Genomic DNA, 22,655 nt, shown 5'->3' with positions numbered 1-22,655 from the left:
TTTTCCCGCAGGAGTTCCAATCAACATTGGGTTGGGACTTTATGTCGGCGACCTTTCTTTTTTTATCTATTTACGTGTATCAGATTACATAGTTTGTTATGCAACCACTTTGCCGTGCAGCTTCGCAATCAATCCCGTTTTGTTTTCACGGATATCCATTTGTTCTTGATAAGCGTAAGGATCATACAAATCACTAGGATCGTAAATGAAGCTAATCCGCTGAACCATATGCTTTGGAATTCACTTACATAAGGCTGGATGATGTATGAAGCGACAATGGCCAGGACCGCGCTTATCGGTATGTAGTCAGCGACTTTCCCTTTGCTGAATACGATAACAAGGATTGGTGCAAGTAATGCCGAGTATATGTTGCCTGAGTAAAATAAGAGCTCCAATAGGTTGGGGGAATAGAAGAGTGTAGCAATGAAAACCAATCCTCCAACACAGATTGAAAGCAGGCAGGCCATCCTTATTTTTTGCTGGTCGCTTTTTTTTGTTTGTAATGGTTCAAGAATATTGGCTACGATCAGGCTTACCAATGAATGCAGGCAGGCACCGAATGTTGAGGTGATTGCACTGAAAGCGCAGAGCACAAAAAGGATGAAAAAGAATGGTGTCGTTATTTTGTTTGCCAATCCAGCCAGAATCGAGTGTATATCAGTGAAGCCGCCCGTAAAGATAACCATGATGAACAGGGATGAAAAGGAGAGCGGGAATATGATCCATATAAGGCCGGATAAAGAGAATGTCAATCGAACCTTTTTCATTTCTATCATGAATAATCGCTGCCATGATGTCAGGTCAAAGAAAAACTGGCCGAACCCGACTAGAAGCCCTGCAAAAAGAAAACTCCATAGATCATATTTATTGATTACGAGCATGTATGGATGGTATAAACGGATTCCATCATAAACGGGCTGAATCCCTTCCTTGACGAAAAAGTATAAGGGGATTAATATAACCGCGGCAAACATGAAGACGACTTGAAAAGCTGCGAATCCATGAATGAGCTTTAACCCGCCGAATCCAGCATAAAGGACACAGAAACCGAAAAAAAAGAACAGCCCGACATAGAGTGGCGTATCGAAAAGAAACTGACATAGGGTGGACGCAGCCATTCCCTGAATGAATAAAATGTGTAAGCTGGTTATGACCAGAATCACGATCAATATCCAATATCCGAGGGGATTGAGCCGGGCTTTTAAATAGTCCCCAATGGTCAAGCCCATGGGGAAGTCCTGCCGGACCCTCTTCCCGATGAAGCTGAACATGAACAGGGCGATCGCTCCCATCAGGGCGTATCCGATCCCTCCGAAAACTCCATACTTCACCATCGATTCGGGGGAGGATAATATCGTGGTTCCTGTCACCCAGCGTGCCAGGAGGGAGATGATCCCTAATCCCATCCCGATTTGAATGGGGCCTTGTACGTATTCTTGAAATGTACGTGATCGCAATGTTCATTTTCCTTTCTCGCGGAACTCCTTTGGCGTGATTCCCTCTATCTTCCGGAATAAAGTGCTGAAATAATGCTGGCTATTGAAACCCGATTTTTCAGCGACGTCTGATATGCTCCAGCTGGTGTTATTGGTTAAGGTCCTTTTTGCGGCCTTTATTCTATAGTGCATTAAATATTCCGAAAACGAAGTGCCGACTTCTTCATGGAATTTCCTGCTTAAATAAGTCGGATTGGTATGCACTTCACGGGCGATGTCCGAAAGGGAGAGTTTTTCGGCATAGTTTTCATGAATGAATGAAAGCGAATGGTGAATAAGGGTTGAATAGTTATGGGAAGATTCCCTTTTGTCATACTTGGCCAGGACTTTATGCAAATCACTTTCTATTACAGGTTTCGTTAAATAATCAACCACGCCTATCCTGATGGATTGCTGGGCATAATCGAAACTTTGATGCGCGGTCACCATGATGATTTCGACCTCTTTGTTTAATGCCCTTAGGTCTTCACCAAATTCAAGACCCGATCGCCCCGGCAGGTTAATATCAAGGAAAGCGAGGTTGATTTTATGATTTTGGTTGAGGGTCAGTGCCTGACAGGCATCAGCAGCTTTATGAAACTTCCAAAAAGGGTATATGGACTGAATCATATATTCCATTTGTTCAAGGACCAATGGTTCGTCATCAACTAATAATACATTCATTCCGGCTCCGCCTCCTCCGATTTCTTATCAAAAACCAGTGGCCATGATACCTCTACCTTAGTTCCCGAATCAGTAGAAGCTATATTCAATTGTGCACGATCATTGAAATACAAATATAAGCGCTTTTGGATATTATCCAGGCCATGGCCGCCTTCGTCCGTAGCGAATGGTTCCTTTCCCATTAACCCATTATCCGCCACTTCCAGATACACCATCTGCGATTCCAGATAAAACCGGATATGCAGCAGGGCTTCACCCACTTTTTTTTCCAAACCGTGTTTAAACGAATTCTCCACCAATGTCTGAAGAATGAAGGGGGGAACAAGTGCGGTTGCTAATGGTTCCGGGCAATCCATGTCAATCTTGAGCCGATCACCGAAGCGAAGGGTCTGGATGTCGAGATAATGCTGGGTATACTGAATTTCCTGGGAAAGGGGGATCAATGGTTCTGATGCTTTATATTTGAATTTCAGGAATTGCGAAAATGCCTCCAAGGCCCGTATCAATTCAGCCGTCCTGTTCAGGCGGGCCAAGCCCAATATGACATTTAGTGTATTAAACAAAAAGTGTGGCTGGATTTGCTGGTTCAATTTATTATATTGTGCTTCTTGCAGTGCTTGCTCCAGGCGGATCTCTTTGTTTTTATTTTCAAGAAGGTCGATCCTTTTCTCGAATATGAATAGAAATAAAAGAGCGATAGCTCCCATGATGGGAGCTAAAATGAAGAGCATGATAATTAAGGTGAATCCCTCGTAACTTAGCATGGAGAACCTCTGCTGGTTATATTTTTAAATAACTTGAATTATTCTGTTTATTAGTATCATACTAAAGACCCCTCCGGAAATCTACAGCTTATGACACAATGTGACAAGCGACTTGATGATTTTGTGCAGATTGTTTCAGTTCGGGTAGCTGTGTTTTGCAGATATCCTGTACGAAAGGGCACCGTGTATGGAAGCGGCAGCCGTTTGGAGGGTCTATGGGTGAGGGGACATCACCCGTCAATAGGATCCGTTCTCTTTCATGCACAGGATTCGGTACTGGGATGGCCGATAGCAATGCCCTTGTATATGGATGCTGGGGCTGTTCGAAAATGGACTTTTTATCGGCTATCTCGACTATCTTTCCGAGATACATGACCATCACCCGATCCGAGATATGTCTGACCACACCTAAATCATGTGATATGAAAAGAAAGGTAAGGTCGAACTGGCGCTGTAAGGATTTTAATAAATTCAGCACTTGCGCTTGAATGGAGACATCCAGTGCAGAAACTGCTTCGTCACATATGATCAATTTTGGATCCACTGCCAGAGCCCGCGCAATGCCGATCCGCTGTCTCTGGCCGCCGCTGAATTCATGCGGGTATCTTTCCATGGATTCAGGTCTCAGCCCTACATGTCCCAATAATTCTTCGATCCTGCTCTTTCGTTTTTCTTTAGGGACTACATTTTGTATCGCTAAAGCTTCTCCGAGAATTTGGCCGATAGTCTGTCTCGGGTTAAGGGAGGCAAATGGATCTTGAAAAATAACTTGCAGATCCTTCCTGGTACGCCTCATTTCTTTTTTTCCTAAACTCAGTAAATCCCTGTCCTGAAAGTGAATGCTCCCGCTTGTCGGTTCATCCAATCTAAGGATTGCCCTTCCGGTAGTCGATTTTCCGCAGCCGGATTCACCGACTATGCTTAAGGTTTCACCCTGTTTGATATCGAAGGTAATGTCATCAACGGCTTTTACATGATTGATGGTTCTTCCGAAAAATCCACCCTTGATCGGAAAATACTGTTTCAATTGATTCACTTTAAGCAGAACCTTTTTCTCTGCAGCTGGTACACCCATCATTAAACCCCTACCTTCTCTTGAGCGTCATATTCCTTCTCCCATTGGGGGGTGAACATCCAGCAGCTGACCTCGGTGCTTGGGCCGATAGCCTGGAGATCCGGTACGGCTTGTTCACAAATGCTCTTCGCATGTGCACAGCGGGGAGCGAAGCTGCATCCCTTGGGCATGTTGTAAGGACTTGGAACGGTCCCTGGAATTGTAGTCAGTTCTTCCTGGTCCATGTCAAGACGCGGAAGGGAGTTTAATAAACCGATTGTGTAAGGATGTTTTGGGTTTGTGAATATTTCCTTGGCCAAAGTGTATTCAACGATTTTCCCTGCGTACATGACAGCAACCCGATCACAGGTTTCGTATACGACTCCCAAATCATGAGTAATCAAAATGACAGCAGTCCCGAAATCCTTTTGCAGCGTCTTGATCAGTTCGAGAATTTGGGCTTGGATCGTCACATCCAGTGCTGTTGTCGGTTCATCCGCTATTAAAACCTCAGGATGGCAGGCAAGTGCCATGGCAATCATGACCCTTTGCCTCATTCCGCCGCTTAGCTCATGCGGCTCCTGTTTTGCCCTTTTTTCAGGTGAGGGGATCCCGACGAGCCGAAGCATGTCGACCGCTTTATTCCATGCTTCCTTTTTTCCCAGCTTTTGATGGAGCCTGATCGCTTCTGCAATTTGCTCGCCCGCTGTATATACGGGATTCAGTGATGTCATCGGCTCCTGAAATATCATCGAAATTTCATTACCGCGTATGGACCGCATCTGTTTTTCAGACTTCGTAAGCAGATCCTCCCCTTTAAAAAGGATGCTGCCACCGGCAATCTTACCGGGTGGCGATGGAATGAGCCTTAACAATGATAGTGATGTTATGCTTTTCCCGCTTCCCGACTCTCCGACGATTCCGAGCGTTTCCCCTTTATTGAGGGAGAAACTAATTCCATTGACTGCCTTACTCGTTCCTTCATCAGTGAAAAAGTGTGTCTGCAGATTTTTTACCTCCAGTATTTTATCATCATCCTGTTTCATCATCATACCTCCTTAGTTCAAGTCTATTCTTTTGTTAAAGTATCGATAGAGGACATCCACCGCTAAATTCATGAATACGAAGATAACGGAAGCGATGAGGACCCCGCCTTGGACCATCGGCAAATCCCTCGTTCTGATTGCATCGACTATCAATCTCCCAAGTCCATTGATGGCAAAAACGGACTCTGTCAATACCGTACCGCCAAGGAGTGCACCGAACTGGAGGCCAACTACGGTAATGACGGGGATAAGCGCATTTTTCAAGCCGTGTTTATAAATGATGATATATTCTTTTAATCCCTTGGCTCTCGCGGTCCGGATGTAGTCCTGGCGAACGACTTCAAGCATGCTCGACCTGGTCATCCTGGCAACGATGGCCGCACCGCCGGCCCCAAGGGTTATGGCTGGGAGAACCATGTGGCTGAAAGTTCCCCAACCTGAAACCGGAAACAAATGAAGGTTCACGGAAAAGAAGTAGATAAGCATGAGGCCCAGCCAAAAACTAGGTAACGAGATTCCCAATAAAGCAACGATCATGATGGAAATGTCAGCTGCCGAGTATTGCTTGGTAGCCGAGATGATTCCTGCGATCATTCCAAGCACAACGGTTATGAAAATGCTGGCAAGTGCCAGTTCAAGGGTGATGGGCAAGCGGACCATGATTTCGTCCAAAACAGGGCGGCTGCTGCGGAGTGATTCTCCAAAGTCACCTTGAACGGCATGAAGGACATAGTCAACGTACTGATAGAGGATTGGACGATCCAATCCAAGCTCATGACGCAGTGATTCAATCGTTTCTTTAGTCGCTCCTTCACCTGCAAGCAGTGTTGCCGGGTCTCCCGGGACCATTTGCATGATGAGGAAAACAACAAGACTTACACCCAGTAAAACCGGTATCGTTTGAAGTACCCGTCGGATAATGAATACGAACATTTTCTCTCCTCCTTATTTTTTCATTCTTGGATCCAGGGCATCTCTAAGTCCGTCCCCGAAGATGTTGAAACCAAGTACCAGTGTTGATATCGCTATCCCCGGAAACAAAGCGATGTGGGGGGCACTGAACAAATAATCCCGTCCGCTGCTCAGCATCGCGCCCCATTCTGGTGAGGGCGGCTGGGCTCCCAGTCCCAGGAATGACAATCCGGCTGCCGACAGAATGGCCGTTGCCAGACGTAATGTGGCTTGAACGATGACGGGAGATAGAATATTCGGAAAAATATGCTTGCAGATGATCGTGAAGTCAGTTGCTCCCAATGCACGAATGGCATCGATATATTCCAGCTTCCTGACTGACAATGTGGAACCTCGTACAATCCGGGCAAACATCGGTATGGAAAAGACACCGACCGCTACCATTACATTGATTAAACTTGGACCAAGGGCACTAATGATCGCAAGTGCAAGCAGTATTCCCGGGAAAGCCAGCAGAACATCGACAATCCTCATAATGACGGTATCGATCCATTTTCCGTAATAACCAGCTGTTAACCCGAGGAGTATGCCAATAAACGCCCCGAAGAATACAGAGACAAATCCAACCGTTAATGAAAGCCGTGTTCCATATAATAATCTGCTTAAAATATCCCTTCCCTTATCATCTGTACCCATCCAATGTTCCGCTGACGGAGTCTGGAGTTTGTTGACTAAATCAATTTCATAGGGATCCTGAGGTGAGATCAAAGGTGCAAAGATAGCCAATAAAATATAAAAAAGTACGATGTACCCGCCTACCAATGCCAATTTATTTCGCTTGAATTTTTTATAAAAAGCTTTCCAGTGTCTTAGTTTCGGAGTTTTTCTTTCTTTTACATTCAATTCGGTATTATTGATGACGACCTCTGGCTTCATTGGATTTCCTCCTTTTCTTTCATTCAATTTATTCAAAAAAGGTATTGAAGTAAATATGATGCGGAAAAGCAGTAAAGATAATTAAAAAATGAGTAAAGATTCCGAAAATATAAAATTCGGTTTTTTTTTATAATTTACATTAAGCCCGATGTACTCATAGCTGAAAGTTACTTGGAGAAACAAAGGCAGGTTGAAAAGGGAGGAAATAGAATGAGAAAAAGTATGATTGGGTTGCTTTTTGCTTCTTTATTAGGCATCTCATCCGTTTTATCAGGCTGTGCAACAGAAGAAACCGGCAGTAAGGAAACAGTGGAAAAAGCGAAGGAAGGAGGAACGCTGATCGTCGCGCGATTATCTGATGCGACCACCCTTGACCCTCATTTCATAACAGACATTCCATCTGCAAACGTCGTTTATGAAAAGGTTTATCAAACATTGGTCGTTCCTGACAAAAACATGAACCCTAAACCGCTGCTCGCAAAAGAGTGGAAACAACTGGATGATGTCACTTGGGAGTTTAAATTGCAGGAGGGAGTCAAATTCCATGATGGAGCTCCATTCAATGCCGAAGCGGTGAAAACCAATTTTGACAGGGTACTGGATCCGGCAACAGCTTCTCCGCAGGCTGGTAAATTGGAAATGATCAAAGAAATTAAAGTCGTTGACGAAACGACTGTACAATTCAAGCTGAAATATCCTTATGCTCCGCTGCTATCGATTTTAGTGAGTAATGAAGGAAGCATCATCAGCCCTAAAGCGATTAAGGAAAATAGTGACAAACTGGCTCAAAACCCCGTTGGGACAGGGCCATTCGTTTTTAAATCGTGGAAGCCTGGTGAAGAAATCGCACTTTCGAAAAACAAGGACTATTGGGGGGATAAGCCTAAGATCGATGGGGTGGTATTCAAGGTTGTCCCTGAAGATGCCACGAGGATTGCAATGATAGAAACGGGTGAAGCACATGTGACCGATCAAGTGCCAGTGACGGAGATTGATAGAATCGAAGCGTCAGGCACGATGGATTTATATCGCACGGAGGGACTTGCAGTTGAATACTTAAGCTTCAATGTTAAGAAAAAACCCTTTGATGATGTACGGGTCCGTAAGGCGGTCGCACATGCCATCGAGGTTGATTCCATTATCAAAGGGGTTTATAACGACGTCGGTACGAGGGCGAATTCAACAATGAGCCCGAAGGTGTTTGGTTATGATCCGGATATAAAAGGCTACGACTATGATATTAATGAATCGAAGAAGCTCTTGACTGAAGCGGGGGTCAAGGATGGTTTGGAGTTTACATTGACGACGAGTGATCGTAAGGAAAGGATCAATATGGCCGAGGTGATTCAATCCCAGTTAAAAGGAATTGGAATTAAGGTCAAGATTCAAGTCCTTGAGTACGGGGCTTACATTGATGCGACAGCCAAAGGCGAGCACCAGGTAGCGATAGGCGGCTGGGGCAATGCTACCGGGGATGGAGATTATAATCAATACAATCTTTTCAATAGCAAATCCCAAGGTGCTGCGGGAAATAGTTCATTCTATAGCAATCCGGAAGTTGATAAATTGATTGAAAGTGCACGTAAAGAATCGGATGGAGATAAACGTAAGGAACTATATTCCAAGGCTCAGGCAATTGAAAGGGAAGAAGTTCCATATGTTCCTATCCGTAACTATGAACACTTGGCCGTATATGGCGGGACGGTTAAAGGACTTTGGCTGAATCCGGCAAATTATTTAATGCTTGATGACGTAACCGTGAAGTAGGAATTCATCACAAAAGGAAGGCAGCATAAGGAAGTTATGCTGCCTTCTCAATTAGGAGGGGAAAATATGATAGATTTACTGCTAATCCATGGGACCGTGATAACCATGGATCAAAACAGGAGAATTCTGCAAGATGGCGCCATTGCCATACATCAAGGAAGGATTTTAGCCGTAGATTCAACGGAAAAACTGAAATTGAAGTATGAGGCAGTTAAAGTCATGGATTGCAGCCATCAGTGCATATTGCCTGGATTGATAGATGTTCATGGTCATGGGGGGCATTCCATGTTCAAAACGATTGCAATGGAGAATATTGATTTTTGGATGCCGATCATGACGAATGCGTATAAGCATTTTGTTACGGATGACTTTTGGTATTACGAAGGAAAGCTATCCTCGCTTGAGAGATTAAAGGCGGGCGTGACAACTGGGGTTAGCGTGTTAGGATCCATGCCGCGGTCCGATGAACCGATTTTCGCCATCAATCATGCAAAAGCATACGCCGAAGTGGGAATCAGGGATGTGGTATGCACGGGTCCTTGCAACCCTCCATGGCCCCATTCATTCAGCCGGTGGATCGACGGAAAGCGAGTGGTAAAGGAAGTTTCCTATGAAGAAGTGTTACAGGGGGCGGAAGCTGTAATCGAGGCGCTGAACCATGCGAATGAAGACCGCACGAGAGCCTTCATTACACCATTTGTCATCGTTACATCAGTGGATCCCTCGAATCCCACCTCACCGGACAGGCTTTATGGGCTGACTGATCATGACCTTTATCAAGCGAAGAAAATAAGGGAGATTGCCAGGAAATATAAAACACGAATTCACTCAGATGCCTTTGGCGGGATGATTCATTTAGCGATACAGGATAAGGAAAACGCCCTATTGGGTCCAGATGTCCATTTACAGCATTGTCGGGGCATTTCCTTCGATGAGGCAAGAATACTGGCTGAAACAGGTACCAACATCAGTGCATCACCTGGATTTGGCCAGGTTCATGCCCGTACCCCGATAACCGAATTATTGGAGATGGGGACAACTGTGGCAATCTCCACGGATGGGACTTCCCCTTCCACAAGCTTTGATATGTTTCAGGCAATGAGGAAAACACAGTTTGTTCACCAGGCAGCGCTTAGGGACTACTATTATTTACCTCCAGGCAAGCTACTGGAAATGATCACGATAGATGCTGCGAAATGCATTGGGTGGGATGATGAAATAGGCTCCCTTGAGATCGGGAAAAAAGCGGATGTCATTACGGTCAATCTGCATCAGCCCCATCTGACCCCTGAATTCATGCATGTTCACCGGCTTGTATTTCAAGCAGTGGCGAATGATGTGGAGCATGTCATCGTGGATGGCAAATTGATCATGGAAGGAAGGAAAGTACGGACGGTCCATGAAAGTACAGTGCTTGATGAAGCGAATGAGGAGGCCTTTTCAACGATAAAGCGTGCCGGGCTCGAAAAGTATATGCAGCCGACGAAATACTTCTGGGGGCATGCCAGGGCCTATGTAGATGAAAAGCGATATGACGAACGCGAAGACGCTGCCGTGATGGTGAAAGGGGAATAAGATGAAAACCAAGCTTAAAGGAAGATATGTAATTGGATATGATGGATACGATCATGTCATTTTGGAAAACGCAGAAATCGTTTATGAAAAAGACACGATTCTGTATGTCGGAAAAAATTATCCTGAAGAAGTGGACAAGGTAATGGATGCCGGTAACGCCATTATCAGTCCCGGGTTCATAGATTTAAATGCATTAGGGGACATTGACCATGATATTTTACATTTTGAAGCCGGTGCCGACAGACAGAAAAACCTTCTTTGGTCAGAGAATTATATAAAAAGCGGACATCCTGAATTAATGACCGAGGAAGAAGAAGCTTTTAAATCACTATATGCTTATTCACAACTCATTCTTCATGGCGTGACGACGGCGATGCCCATCACTTCCGTTTTTTATAAAAGCTGGGCTGAAACCTATAATGAATTGGCAGCTGCGGCAGAACATGCCGCTGGATTGGGATTAAGGATTTACCTTGGCCCAAGTTTCCAATCAGGAATGAGAGTCGTCCAGCCTGACGGGAAAATTAAACTGCATTGGGATGAAAAAGCCGGTGAAGCGGGATTACGGAAAGCGATCGAGTTTGTAGAAAAATTCGATGGAGCCCATGAAGGCATGGTCAGGAGTATGCTTGCTCCAGAACGTATAGAGTCTCAAACGGCAGATCAATTAAAACAGATTAAATATTACAGCGAAAAATTGGATGTACCGATAAAGCTTCATGCTGCACAAGGAAGTTTTGAATTCAACACCATCTGGGAAGCCCATCATGTTACACCGATCAGATATTTATACGACCTTGGCTTTCTCGGTCCAAGAACAGGGATCCCGCACTCCCACTTTGTTTCAGGATATAGTAAAGCGAAATATGGCCAAGGTGATGACTTGGCGCTGCTAGCTGAAACGAATACAACGGTGATTCATTGCCCGCTGATCATTGGGAGGCATGGGGAGGCGTTAGAATCTTTTGCCAAATATAAACGGGCTGGGATCAATATAGCCCTTGGAACGGACACATTCCCTCCGGATATGTTCCAGAACGTTAGGACAGGCAGCATGCTCTCACGGCTGGCGGAAGGAGAAACGGAAGGCTCTGTATATGCCGATTTCTTTCGCTCAGCCACACTTGATGCGGCCGCCTTTCTTGGCAGGAACGATTTAGGACGCATCGCAGTTGGGGCCAAGGCGGATATAATCGCGATTGACTTGGATGGTTTTCATATGGGGGTAATCGATGATCCGATTCGAACCATGTTCGTAAGCGGGTCCGGGAGGGACGTTAAATTATCGATCATCAATGGAAAGGTGGTCATGAAGAATCGAATAATCCCCGATCTTGACTTAACGGAAATCAAATATAAGGGGCAGCAATATTTTAATAAGATGAGAAGAGGCTATATGGAAAGGGATTATCAGGAGCTTCCCGAGAAAGAATTGTTTAAGCCCTCATTCAAGGTCGTGGAATCGATAAGCGATACAGAAGCGTAAAAACCAAACAAGTAAAGAAAATGAAAAACATAGTAAAGATATTCGAAATGAATAGTCAGAATATTTCCTATAATTAGATAAGTATTCAAAAAATGAAATCGGGAGGTCGAAGTCCATGGGGTTAAAACGTGGGACAGGAAAGTTTTTTCTAGTCATGATCATGGCCATCATCATTACGGGCTGTTCTTCTAACAATGACGTAAGCACAACAGCAAGTGATCCGAACAAAGCATCAAACGAAGGGGGTACATTGGTTATTGCCCGCTTATCCGACGCCGAGAATTTGGATCAGCAGTTCATGTCCACGATTAACGCCGCTAGCGTCACTCACCATAAAATCTATGAAGGTCTTGTACAACGGGATGAGAATAGTGAGATACAGCCAATGCTAGCAGAAAAATGGAAGCAAATAAATGACACGACCTGGGAATTCAAGCTTAGGGAAGATGTAAAGTTTCATGATGGCACACCATTTAATGCAGATGCGGTAAAAAAGACGTTTGATCGACTATTAGATCCGTTGGTCGCTTCTCCGAGAGCGGTAGTATTCGATATGGTAAAAGAGGTGAAACCGGTTGATGAATTTACCGTGCAATTCATTCTGAAGGAACCTTTTTCCCCTCTCCTTTCCATATTGGCGAATCATGAAGGCGGAATCATCAGTCCGAAAACGATTGAAAAGTATGGCAAAAAGATTATCCAGGAACCGAATGGAACAGGTCCTTTCGTTTTTGATTCATGGTCCCCGGGCCAGGAAATCATATTGACGAAAAACGACAGCTATTGGGGAGATGAGCCAAAAGTGGACAAGGTCCTATTCAAGGTCGTCCCGGAAGACTCCACGAGGATATCGATGATAGAAACCGGTGAAGCGCATATCGCAGAGCCTCTTCCTGTTGCTGTAATGGACCAGGTGGAATCTTCACCGGCAATGGACGTTTACCGCAGTGAAGGGTATGGAACCGAATATTTAGGGTTCAATGTCAATAATGAACCGTTCAATGATGTAAAGGTACGTAAAGCCATTGCTCATGCCATTGAAATGGACTCGATCATCAAGGGTGTCTTTAATAATGTGGGAGTAAAGGCGAACTCCTTGATGGGCTCTAAAGTATTCGGGTACAACGAAGATCTCGAAGCCTATGATTACAACCTGAAGGAAGCAAAGAAACTGATGGCCGAAGCTGGATATTCTGAGGGCTTGGATGCAACCATCCTGACAATGGACAGTAAAGAAAGAGTTAACTTGGCCGAGGTCCTGCAATCCCAACTGAAAGGTATCGGCATTAATTTGAAGGTACAGGTGATGGAGTACGGTTCGTTCGTGGAACAAGTGAATAAAGGGCAATCGGAAATGTTCATCATCAGTTGGAGAAACGCGACCGGCGATGCTGATTATAATCAATATAATCTATTTCATACCGATTCACAGGGAGCGGCAGGCAATACATTCTTTTACAGCAATCAAAAGGTTGATCGTTTAATAGATGCCGCCAGGAAGGAAAAAGAAGAAGAGAAGCGCAAAGAACTATACGCAGAGGCACAGGAAATCGAGATGGGTGACACCCCGTATATTCCTGTAAGGGTCATAGAAAATGTTGCTGCAGTCGCGAAAGATGTAAAAGGATTTTCAATCAGCCCCTCAGGTTATCTGGAGATAAATGACGTAACGATAAAGTGATGTAGTGTGTAGAGGAAAGGGGTTCGGAGTCCGAATAGGGAGAATGGTTTTTTCCTGTAAACCCCATTGGAAGAGATTTGCGAAACTCCTGCCGAATTACTGGCTGGCCGAGACCCCAAAGGCCGAAAGCGAGTGCCTGAAGTGGAAATCAACGTCTATAAAAGGAAGGAAGCGGATCTCTGAAATTAATTGAACGTTTCAAATACTGCAGGCAAACTGAGTTATCATCGAGTTGTCTACAGTCTGAAAGGGTTCATCCATTAGGGTGAGCCTTTTTCTTTGGCACAATAAGTAAAAATAACTTAAAAACGAGTAAAAATTCTGAAATTATTTGCTGATCTTTAAAACTATAATGAAAGTGATGCATGTTCAATCTGAAATGGAAGGGTGAGTTTAATGTCTCAATCGTATTGGTTGACGAATGTACGCTTGGAAAATGGTTTTACTTATAATGAAAATGAAACGATCACCGGCACTGAAACCGGTCATTACCACATCAAGATTGAAAATGGAAAAATATCCTCCATTTTATTGGCGAAGGAATCGATAACTGATCAGGACCTGCAGCATGATGTTCACGGCCTCCTGATGGTCCCCTCGTTTAAGGAAATGCATATCCACATTGATAAAACCTATTATGGCGGTCCGTGGAAGGCTTGCATGCCTGCCATTAATGGCGTGAAAACCCGGATAGAGGAAGAGCAGGTTTTACTGCCAGAATTATTGCCTACCGCTAAAGTAAGGGCAGAAAAAATGCTGGATTTATTATTGGAATTCGGATCTACCCATATTCGTACACATTGCAACATCGACCCCGTTATAGGACTGAAAAACTTAGAGGCGACCATTCAGGCACTGGAAGGATATAGTGATAAATTGACGTATGAAATCGTCGCATTTCCGCAGCATGGACTATTACGCAGCAATTCCGCTGGTTTAGTAAGGGAGGCCATGAGGAATGGGGCAAATCTGGTAGGAGGCGTGGATCCAGCCACCATTGATGAAAACATAGAGCGGTCACTTGAAACGATCATGGATATCGCGGTTGAATACAATTCCGATATCGATGTCCATTTACATGATCCGGATCACCTTGGTCTCTTCACCATGCAACGCCTAGCTTCACTTACGGAAGACGCAGGCTGGCAAGGAAGGGTAACGGTTAGCCACGCCAGCGGTTTGGCAGATCTTTCAGTCCCGGAGGCAACGGGCATCGCCGAAAGATTTTCGGAAACAGGCATATCGATTACATCCACAGTGCCCATCTTCAGAACGATCCCCATCCCCCTGCTTCATGAAAAAGGGGTGAAAGTCGAATTGGGTAATGATAGCATCACTGATCATTGGACACCCTTTGGCATCGGGGACAATCTGGAAAAGGCCGGTCGCCTTGCAGAGAGGTTCCGCATGATTGAAGAACGTTCCTTAGCGCAAAGCCTGCAATTCATAACAGGTGGGAAGACCCCATTAAACCAAGACGGGGTCAAGACATGGCCTAATGTCGGGGATGAGGCAAATATCGTTTTGCTTAAAGCAAGCTGTTCTGCGGAAGCGGTGGCTAGAAGGGCAAATCGTGCCGCTGTCATCTTCAGGGGCAATGTTGTTAGCGGATCCATTTCATCTTTTGAGACGACAGGTGTTTAATCTTCTATTAAAGAGAGTGATTTGATGAATGAAGCATACTGGCTTACAAACGTTACGCTTGATAGTGGATTTGTTTTTGAGAATGAACGAATTGATCGGACGAAGACAGCTACATACAACATGTATATACAAAATGGGGTCATAAAGGATTTGCAATTGGCTTCAACTATGCCTTTGAAAACGGATGGACCTGTTCACGACGCGGGAAAGCTGCTTGCACTTCCTCCTTTTAAAGAGATGCATAACCATCTTGACAAGACTTATTTAGGACTGCCATGGAAATCATGCACTCCGGTTCCGAACTTAATCGAACGCTTAAAATTAGAAGCAAAAGAGCTTGCTGAACTGGCTGAAACCGGGCGGCTCCGGGCTGAACGGATGCTTCAACTATTGTTAAGCGGCGGGGCAACGCATGTAAGGACGCATGTTAACATCGATCCATACATCGGTATGAAGAACTTGGAAGAAATTCAAAAGGCGCTAAGTAGTTTCAGTGGGAAAATGACATACGAGATCGTGGCTTTCCCGCAGCATGGACTGCTAAGAACGAATTCAAAAGGGCTGATGAGACAGGCGATGAAAGAAGGGGCGTCATTGGTGGGCGGCCTGGATCCTGGCGGAGTGGATAATAATATAGAAGCTTCCCTATATGAAATGGTTGATCTGGCCGTTGAATTTGATGCAGATATTGATATTCATATACATGATCCCGGTCATCTTGGTTTATATACGATCAAGAAACTGGCTTCTTTGATCGATGAAGCAGGGTGGAAAAACAGAGCCGCTGTGAGTCACGCTTTTGCACTGGGTGATGTTTCAATTGGAGAATCAATTGAAGTGGCCAGTGAATTATCAAACCTGGGGATAGCCGTCATGTCTACGGTTCCGATCAACCGGGTCATTCCCCCGATTGATTCACTGCATGAAAAAGGTGTCCATGTTGCTCTCGGTTGCGATGGCTTTTATGACTCCTGGTCCCCATTCGGTACCGGAGATATGCTGGAAAAGGCAGGCCGATTGGCCGAGAGGTACAACTGGAAGGACGAGTATGCATTGTCTCAATCGCTCCAATTCATTACGGGCGGGGTCAAGACACTGGACCCTGAAGGAAATCGCTTATGGCCGAAGGTGGGAAATGAAGCAAGTATGGTTTTTGTGGATGCATCATGTGCTGCCGAGGCAGTTGCCAGGAGATCGACGCGTGCTGCCGTTATGGTCGATGGAAACCTGGTTTTTGGCGGACTCGATCGCGAATTTGCCTTGAAGAAGAATTGAAGGTCTATTTCAAGAAGGGATGAAGATCATGAATACAATCTATTGGTTAAAGAATGTTCGTTTGGAATGTGGCTACCGAAAAGAGAATGGTAGAGTTACAGGAACGATGACCGGGCCATTTCATCTGTTGATCGAGGATGGGAGAATCACGAAGATTGTCAAAGATGGAGAAGCCATACGTGATGATTTACCAGTGGAAGATGCAAAAGGATTGCTGGCGTTACCATCCTTCATTGAAAAGCATGTTCATCTTGATAAAACACTGATGGGGGATGTTTGGAGGGCGTGCACTCCTTCTTCAAGTGTCATTGAACGCTTTGAAAATGAGAAGAGGGTGCTGCCTTCCATTGCAACAAGCACATGTAAACGTGCAGAATCATTACTGGAAATCCTTTTAGCTTCTGGATCTGCACATATCCGTACTCACGTTGATATCTATCCGGAAGTGGGATTGCAAAACTTAGAGCAAGTACAACAGGCGCTTGCAGGCTATTCCAATAGACTCAGTTCGGAAATCGTCGCATTTGCACAGCACGGATTGCTGAGGTCCGGTTCTGTCAAGCTTGTCAGGGAGGCATTGCGAAACGGAGCAGGAATCGTCGGGGCGGTGGATCCAGCGACAGTCGATAACAATATTGAAGCATCGCTGGTTCAATTGATGGATTTAGCAGTGGAAGCGAACGCTGATGTGGATTTGCATTTACATGATCCAGGCCATCTGGGCACGTTCACCATGAAACGTTTGGCAGCTCTGACAAAGCAGGCGGGCTGGGAAGGCAGGGTGGCATTAAGCCATGCTTTCGGTATCGGGGACGTATCCAGGGAAGAAGCCTATGAACTGGCTGACGTTCTGAGGGATGCGGGGATTTCCATCGTCACCAGTGTCCCTATTAACAGGCAGATGCCCCCTGTTGATTTATTACAAGAAAGAGGGGTTGAAGTATCGGTAGGAAATGATAATATCTTTGATGTATGGTCACCTCTTGGGAATGGTGACATCCTAGAGAGAGCAGGGAGGCTCGCAGAACGTTTCAAATGGATTGATGAAGTCTCACTTTCCCGAACACTCGGGTATATAACTGGGGGAAAAACCCCATTGGATGAAAAGGGTAACAAGGTATGGCCGAAGGCGGGGGATGCTGCAAGTCTTGTGTTGATTGACGCAAGCTGTTCGGCAGAGGCAGTTGCCAGGCGTTCTGAACGTAAAGCGGTCATTTACAAGGGGAACTTAGTTGCCGGTTCACTATATAAACAAAAGCAGTCAATTGAACGGTAGTACTAAACGAAAAAGGAATTCTGGATACTTCCGGATTTCCTTTTTCGTTTTGGGTATGGAACGGCTTCCATGTACTTTTACTTACTAATGTTATATGCTGAGGAAGTGTTTTTTTGCTCTCATTTCATTACTGTTATACCCCAATATATTTAAAACGGTCTCGCTTCTGATTGCCCATTTGCCTTGCAACAGTAGTCAAGCCAACAAATTAGCAGGGAGCCTCAGTCTTTGTTACTATTAATGGGAACGTTATCATTTATCATGAGAGTCTGCAAAGGTCAAATGACATAAATCATGTGTTCAGCAATGCAGCGGACCATCCGGGACCGCGTTTATTAGCATGGTGCTGTCCTATCGCCCTTTTTAAGGGAAGGACAAGTGAAATTCACCATGAGTTTGAAAAGTATCATGTTCAAAGGAGATGGAATCTATGAAAAGTTGGAGATCTTCTGTGACTCTATTTTCTTCTTTTCAATGGTTGTTTTTTATTTTTGCAAATACGGTAGTTGTGCCCATATCGATTGGCGCAGCTTTTGATCTTCCTCCCAATGTTACGGAAATGACCATGAGAAGCTCGCTCATTTTCACCGGGATCGCTTGCGTGTTTCAGGGGTGGAAGGGGCATAAGTATCCGCTTATGGAAGGGCACTCCGGTCTATTATGGGGAGTGATGCTGAATTTAGGTTTATCTGCACCATCCATAGGGCTCGGATATGCTGAAGTAGGAGGGGGAATTGCTACTGGCCTCATTGCCGCGGGTGTAGTGACCCTCATTATTTCTGCCTTCAACCTGATTTCTCATGTCCAGAAGATTTTCACTCCCATGGTCATGACGGTTTATTTATTCCTTTTGACGTTCCAGCTCATTTTTGTCTTTTTTAAGGGGATGCTGGGGATTACGGAGAATGGGGAAATTAACATCCCGGTCAGTTTCCTATCAGTGGGAATTGTACTTCTAGTAAGTATATTAAAAATAAAAGGGCCAAGGACGATTAGCAATTTCTCGATATTGATTGGGATTATAGTGGGATGGATTTTTTACGAGCTGCTATTTCCGGAGGCTGGAGGAGAAATGGGCTCGACTGGTGCCGCTTTTTCACTTTTCCCATTAGGTGCTCCAAACCTTCAATTCGGGATAATAGCGATTTCCTTTTTTGCAGGATTACTGAATTTGTGCAACACGTTCGCTTCCATTCAGGCTGCATCGGAATTAATCGGTGATGAAGCTGAACACAAGCAGTATCGAAATTCTTTATTCATGACTGGCGGCTTTACCATTTTCGCTCCCTTGCTTGGCCTTGTTCCGTATACACCTTTTACTTCATCGATCGGATTTTTGCAGAGCACTCAAATCTATGAGCGGAAGCCCTTCTTGCTTGGAGGCATGTTATTGACCATAATTGGGCTCATTCCCCCTTTTACCTCTTTCCTGGCTACGATGCCGATCACAGTCGGGAATGCAGTATTGTTCGTTGCGTACCTTCAGCTGTTCGGTACGGCTTTCAACAGCGTCAAGGGTCAGCATTTCACTTCAGACACGATATTCAGGCTTGCCGTACCAGTATTGATTGGCGTGAGTTTGATGAATATCCTGCCTAATGCATTTTCGAACCTGCCCACGCTATTACAGCCCTTTTTGACGAATGGGCTCATAATGGGCGTATTGATATCAATCGTGCTGGAAAAATCGGTCAACTGGAAACGTTATGAACAACTGCAGAACTAATTGGAAAGAGTGATGTGTGGAATTCTTATTAAGCACAAGAGGTAACTTCCTATTAAAGATTCTATACAGCTTTCTTATATTTTAAAAGACATGGAGAAACGCCTGATTGGATACGGCAGTACATAAGTGATTCTCCCATCAACAAGGGTGGGGCAATGTTTATAATAAGGATTTTTTCATTGTAAATGACGAAGAAAAAAGATACTCGTAAGGCAATTAATATGAAAACCAGAAGGGTGTTGGGGACCTTCTGGTTTTTTTGATTGTGTTTAAGGTTTAACAATTTTATAGCATAAACTTGTTCGGTTTGAGACATCAAACTTTCTATAGAGATTTTGCAAATGTCTTTTTACTGTATTAACACTAATAAATAGTTCGCTGGCAATGGTGATATTGGTATGCCCTTTTAGAACCAGTTGTAATATTTCTGCTTCTTTTGATGTTAAATCTGGTTGTCTGAGATCTTGAGAACTAGCCAGAATCTTATTTTTCAAAGGATTAATGTTTTCTTTGGGAACGCTTACAGAAGGATAAGGGAAATCACTTGTTTTTTGCGATAAGAACCTAGAAATAACCTCTAAACACATAATATCGGATGTACTAAAAGGCTTCTCCTTTTTGGATCTAACGAAGTTCAGAACACCTTTAATGCTGTTTCTATCATATAAAAAAACACCCACATCATAATAAAATCCATATTTAAACATGAAATCATTGTAGTATACACTTTTTTCATATAATTCAGGCGGAAGTAAATCAAGGTTTTTTATAACAGTTTGTTTACTTGCTTTTTGCCTATTATATTTTGGGGCTAGCAAATCTAATTGATAAAAGTTATTAAGATAATCATCCGTAACATATTTATCTATATTTAACGTAATAGGTTCGATCAAGTCATTATTATCATCACATAACCAAAAAACAGATTGGCAGTAACCAAATAAATTTTCAAAGGTCTGTAGTACTTTTTCACGGAAATTTACATTAGAAAAAGTAATTTCATCCATAAAAGATAAAATTTTTTTATAGCTGGGGTTAGACATATCCTTCATAGGCTTTCCTCCAAGTTAACTTTTTTTGATTATATAACATTTTAAAATAAAATGAATTACTTTTTGATATAAAATGACCCATTTGGGTAATAGTAAATTTTTTGATTTTTCTGGATAATATAAAATACTAACATGTAATAGTTCATAAATTAGAAAGACTTTTTAAAATAAACCTAAGGAGATGAAAGAAACGAAGTGTGTGAGGTAGGAAAATAAACATCTCCTTATCAAAACCGAATAAGTGAATGCATAGTACACTTTTGAGTTATTGAATTAAAGGTAATTGAAGGAGAGTAATGTTTATTTGTATAACGTTTTTGTAACGGTTGTTGAATTTTTGGGTATATTTATGTGTTTTTTAGAGTTACTAATTACTCTATCTCTTAAAAAAAATCAATAAAATAATGGAAGAGGTATGCTTTCATGGACAATTCAGAAATTGAAACGCTAACTCGTGCTGAAATAGAAGCACTGTAAATGAGCAGATTTCAGACTACATTATGACATATCTATCTGAATATAGAGTTTATCGAATGAAGTTTAAAGAGCTAAGGATTACTCCTGATGACATTCAATTTTAATGGATGCCATTTACCAAAAAATAAGACTTAAGAGTTCATTATCCATGTTGAAAAATCATAATAATGTAATCGCTTTCAACTCTGTGTGTAAACAAAGTTAGGGGCTTTTAGCTTATTCAAGATACGCATCACATAAGGAAACCTAGCTATCTATGTTTTTCAAAATTGTATGGTTAGTAATTTCGAAGTTTTATCAAAAAAATAAATAAGAGGTGGAGAAAATGAAAAAATATCAACTATTTATCGATGGAAAATGGACAGATTCACTCTCAGGAGAAACATTTGAAACGATTAGTCCTGGCACAGGAGAAGTTCATGCCCTTGTTTCACAAGGGGGCGAGGAAGATTTAAACCATGCAGTTAAAGCAGCTCGAAAAGCGTTCGAATCCGGACCATGGGCGACTATGTCTCCTAGTGACCGAGGCAGACTTCTGTATAAAGCAGCTCAGAAAATGTGGGAGAATTCAGACTTTTTAGCGGAAGTAGAATCAAAAGATAATGGTTTACCAATCAATGAAACCAAGCATATAGCGCTTCCTTCTACCATAGATGTACTGGAGTTCTATGCAGGACTTGCAAACAAGGTTCAGGGTGATACATTAGCATCACCTCATAATCGTTTCAACTACACACTAAAAGAACCATTAGGTGTAATTGGCGCCATTGTCCCTTGGAACTTTCCTTTAATGCTGACGATGTGGAAATTAGCTCCTGCTTTAGCTGCTGGAAATACAATTGTAATTAAGCCAGCAAAAGAAACATCAACAAGTATTTTAGAGCTGGCTAAACTATTCCAAGAAGTCGGTATTCCTGATGGGGTGATTAATATTGTACCCGGTCCAGGTTCAACCGTGGGATCTGCTTTAGCTTCTCATCCAGACGTCGATAAAATTGCCTTTACGGGGTCAACGGACACGGGTCGCTTAATTATGCAAGCAGCTACAAAAAACTTGAAACCAGTTTCGTTAGAATTGGGAGGGAAATCACCTAACATTGTATTTGACGATGCCACTCTTGAAGATGCAGTTAATGGAGCGATGTTTGGCATTTACTTTGCACAAGGTCAAGTTTGTGCTTCTGGTTCTCGTTTATTTGTCCAAGAAAGTATTTATGATAAATTTATGGATCTTTTTGCTAGTAAAGTACAATCAATACGGGTAGGAAATCCCCTTGAAGCGACAACACAAATGGGTCCACAAGTTTCCGCACAACAGTTAAAGACGATTGAAAAGTATGTAGCGATTGGTCTTGAAGAAGGTGCGGAATTAGTGACGAGTGGCCAAAGAGGCAAGAAAAATGGATATTATTTCACACCTACCATCTTTGGAGATGTAACCAACGAAATGACAATTGCGCGTGAAGAGATATTTGGACCAGTCGTGTCGGTTATTCGCTTCAAAGATGAAGAGGATGCTCTACGACAAGCAAATGATACTATTTACGGTTTAGCTTCAGGGATATGGACCAATGACTTAAAAAGAGCTCATCGTATGGCGCGCCGTATCCAAGCAGGAACTGTCTATGTTAATACGTACAGTATGCTAGATAGTACAACTCCTTTTGGAGGAATGAAACAAAGTGGATTTGGTAGAGAATTAGGGGTACAAGCCATGGATATGTATACACACTCAAAGAGTGTATGGATTGATTTAGGTGAAAAAGGCTTAAATTGGTACGGTGGCTAAGACTATTATTTCTAATGAAAGTTAAAAATATAAAAT

The 22,655-nt window shown here is 43.3% G+C and carries 17 protein-coding genes; 9 read left to right on the top strand and 8 right to left on the bottom strand.

Going from position 1 to position 22,655, the window contains the following annotated elements; all coding sequences use genetic code 11:
• Positions 1–128: 128 nt before the first annotated feature.
• The 7 genes from ACYP5M_RS20685 to nikC form a co-directional block, all read right to left on the bottom strand.
• Positions 129–1,457, bottom strand: a complete 1,329-nt coding sequence (locus ACYP5M_RS20685) for a sodium:solute symporter family transporter (RefSeq protein ID WP_459735472.1) — start codon at positions 1,455–1,457, stop codon at positions 129–131.
• A 3-nt stretch (positions 1,458–1,460) separates the two neighbouring features.
• Positions 1,461–2,159: a response regulator transcription factor gene (locus tag ACYP5M_RS20680; RefSeq protein ID WP_101224408.1), complete on the bottom strand. Its 699-nt coding sequence runs from the start codon at positions 2,157–2,159 to the stop codon at positions 1,461–1,463.
• Positions 2,156–2,923: a sensor histidine kinase gene (locus ACYP5M_RS20675; RefSeq protein WP_434168647.1), complete on the bottom strand. Its 768-nt coding sequence runs from the start codon at positions 2,921–2,923 to the stop codon at positions 2,156–2,158. The genes ACYP5M_RS20680 and ACYP5M_RS20675 overlap by 4 nt, the downstream gene beginning before the upstream one ends.
• A gap of 88 nt (positions 2,924–3,011) precedes the next feature.
• Positions 3,012–3,998, bottom strand: coding sequence for an ABC transporter ATP-binding protein (locus ACYP5M_RS20670; protein ID WP_260356752.1), 987 nt, complete (start codon positions 3,996–3,998; stop codon positions 3,012–3,014).
• Between the two features lie 2 nt (positions 3,999–4,000).
• Positions 4,001–5,023 carry an ABC transporter ATP-binding protein gene (locus ACYP5M_RS20665; protein WP_397314223.1) on the bottom strand — a complete coding sequence of 341 codons (1,023 nt, stop codon included), beginning with the start codon at positions 5,021–5,023 and terminating at the stop codon, positions 4,001–4,003.
• A 12-nt stretch (positions 5,024–5,035) separates the two neighbouring features.
• Positions 5,036–5,956, bottom strand: a complete 921-nt coding sequence (nikB, locus tag ACYP5M_RS20660; RefSeq protein ID WP_101224404.1) for a nickel ABC transporter permease — start codon at positions 5,954–5,956, stop codon at positions 5,036–5,038.
• Positions 5,957–5,968: 12 nt separating this feature from the next.
• Positions 5,969–6,871 carry a nickel transporter permease gene (gene nikC, locus ACYP5M_RS20655; RefSeq protein ID WP_101224403.1) on the bottom strand — a complete coding sequence of 301 codons (903 nt, stop codon included), beginning with the start codon at positions 6,869–6,871 and terminating at the stop codon, positions 5,969–5,971.
• Between the two features lie 210 nt (positions 6,872–7,081).
• Here nikC and ACYP5M_RS20650 point away from each other — a divergent pair, with 210 nt between their 5' ends.
• The 8 genes from ACYP5M_RS20650 to ACYP5M_RS20615 all read left to right on the top strand — a co-directional run bounded on the left by ACYP5M_RS20650 (position 7,082) and on the right by ACYP5M_RS20615 (position 19,301).
• A complete protein-coding gene (locus tag ACYP5M_RS20650) occupies positions 7,082–8,638 on the top strand; it encodes a glutathione ABC transporter substrate-binding protein (RefSeq protein ID WP_101224402.1) in 1,557 nt (518 codons plus the stop codon).
• A gap of 66 nt (positions 8,639–8,704) precedes the next feature.
• Complete coding sequence (locus ACYP5M_RS20645) at positions 8,705–10,213, top strand: amidohydrolase family protein (protein WP_459735471.1); 1,509 nt, start codon at positions 8,705–8,707, stop codon at positions 10,211–10,213.
• Between the two features lies 1 nt (position 10,214).
• Positions 10,215–11,699, top strand: a complete 1,485-nt coding sequence (locus tag ACYP5M_RS20640) for a chlorohydrolase family protein (RefSeq protein ID WP_459735470.1) — start codon at positions 10,215–10,217, stop codon at positions 11,697–11,699.
• A gap of 115 nt (positions 11,700–11,814) precedes the next feature.
• A complete protein-coding gene (locus ACYP5M_RS20635) occupies positions 11,815–13,380 on the top strand; it encodes a glutathione ABC transporter substrate-binding protein (RefSeq protein ID WP_434168651.1) in 1,566 nt (521 codons plus the stop codon).
• 396 nt (positions 13,381–13,776) lie between these two features.
• On the top strand, positions 13,777–15,024 hold the full coding sequence (locus tag ACYP5M_RS20630; protein ID WP_459735469.1) for an amidohydrolase family protein: 1,248 nt from the start codon (positions 13,777–13,779) through the stop codon (positions 15,022–15,024).
• Between the two features lie 24 nt (positions 15,025–15,048).
• Positions 15,049–16,299, top strand: a complete 1,251-nt coding sequence (locus ACYP5M_RS20625; protein ID WP_459735468.1) for an amidohydrolase family protein — start codon at positions 15,049–15,051, stop codon at positions 16,297–16,299.
• 28 nt (positions 16,300–16,327) lie between these two features.
• Complete coding sequence (locus tag ACYP5M_RS20620; RefSeq protein ID WP_459735467.1) at positions 16,328–17,575, top strand: amidohydrolase; 1,248 nt, start codon at positions 16,328–16,330, stop codon at positions 17,573–17,575.
• Between the two features lie 430 nt (positions 17,576–18,005).
• On the top strand, positions 18,006–19,301 hold the full coding sequence (locus ACYP5M_RS20615; RefSeq protein WP_434168654.1) for a uracil/xanthine transporter: 1,296 nt from the start codon (positions 18,006–18,008) through the stop codon (positions 19,299–19,301).
• Positions 19,302–19,570: 269 nt separating this feature from the next.
• On the opposite strand, the gene ACYP5M_RS20610 is transcribed toward ACYP5M_RS20615, so the two are convergent.
• A complete protein-coding gene (locus ACYP5M_RS20610) occupies positions 19,571–20,353 on the bottom strand; it encodes a response regulator transcription factor (protein ID WP_434168655.1) in 783 nt (260 codons plus the stop codon).
• An 802-nt stretch (positions 20,354–21,155) separates the two neighbouring features.
• Here ACYP5M_RS20610 and ACYP5M_RS20605 point away from each other — a divergent pair.
• On the top strand, positions 21,156–22,619 hold the full coding sequence (locus ACYP5M_RS20605; protein ID WP_459735466.1) for an aldehyde dehydrogenase family protein: 1,464 nt from the start codon (positions 21,156–21,158) through the stop codon (positions 22,617–22,619).
• Positions 22,620–22,655 lie beyond the last annotated feature (36 nt).

Source organism: Peribacillus sp. N1 (assembly GCF_054600815.1).
Note: the sequence above shows the minus strand (reverse complement) of the source record. Positions and strands in the feature narration are given on the sequence as shown.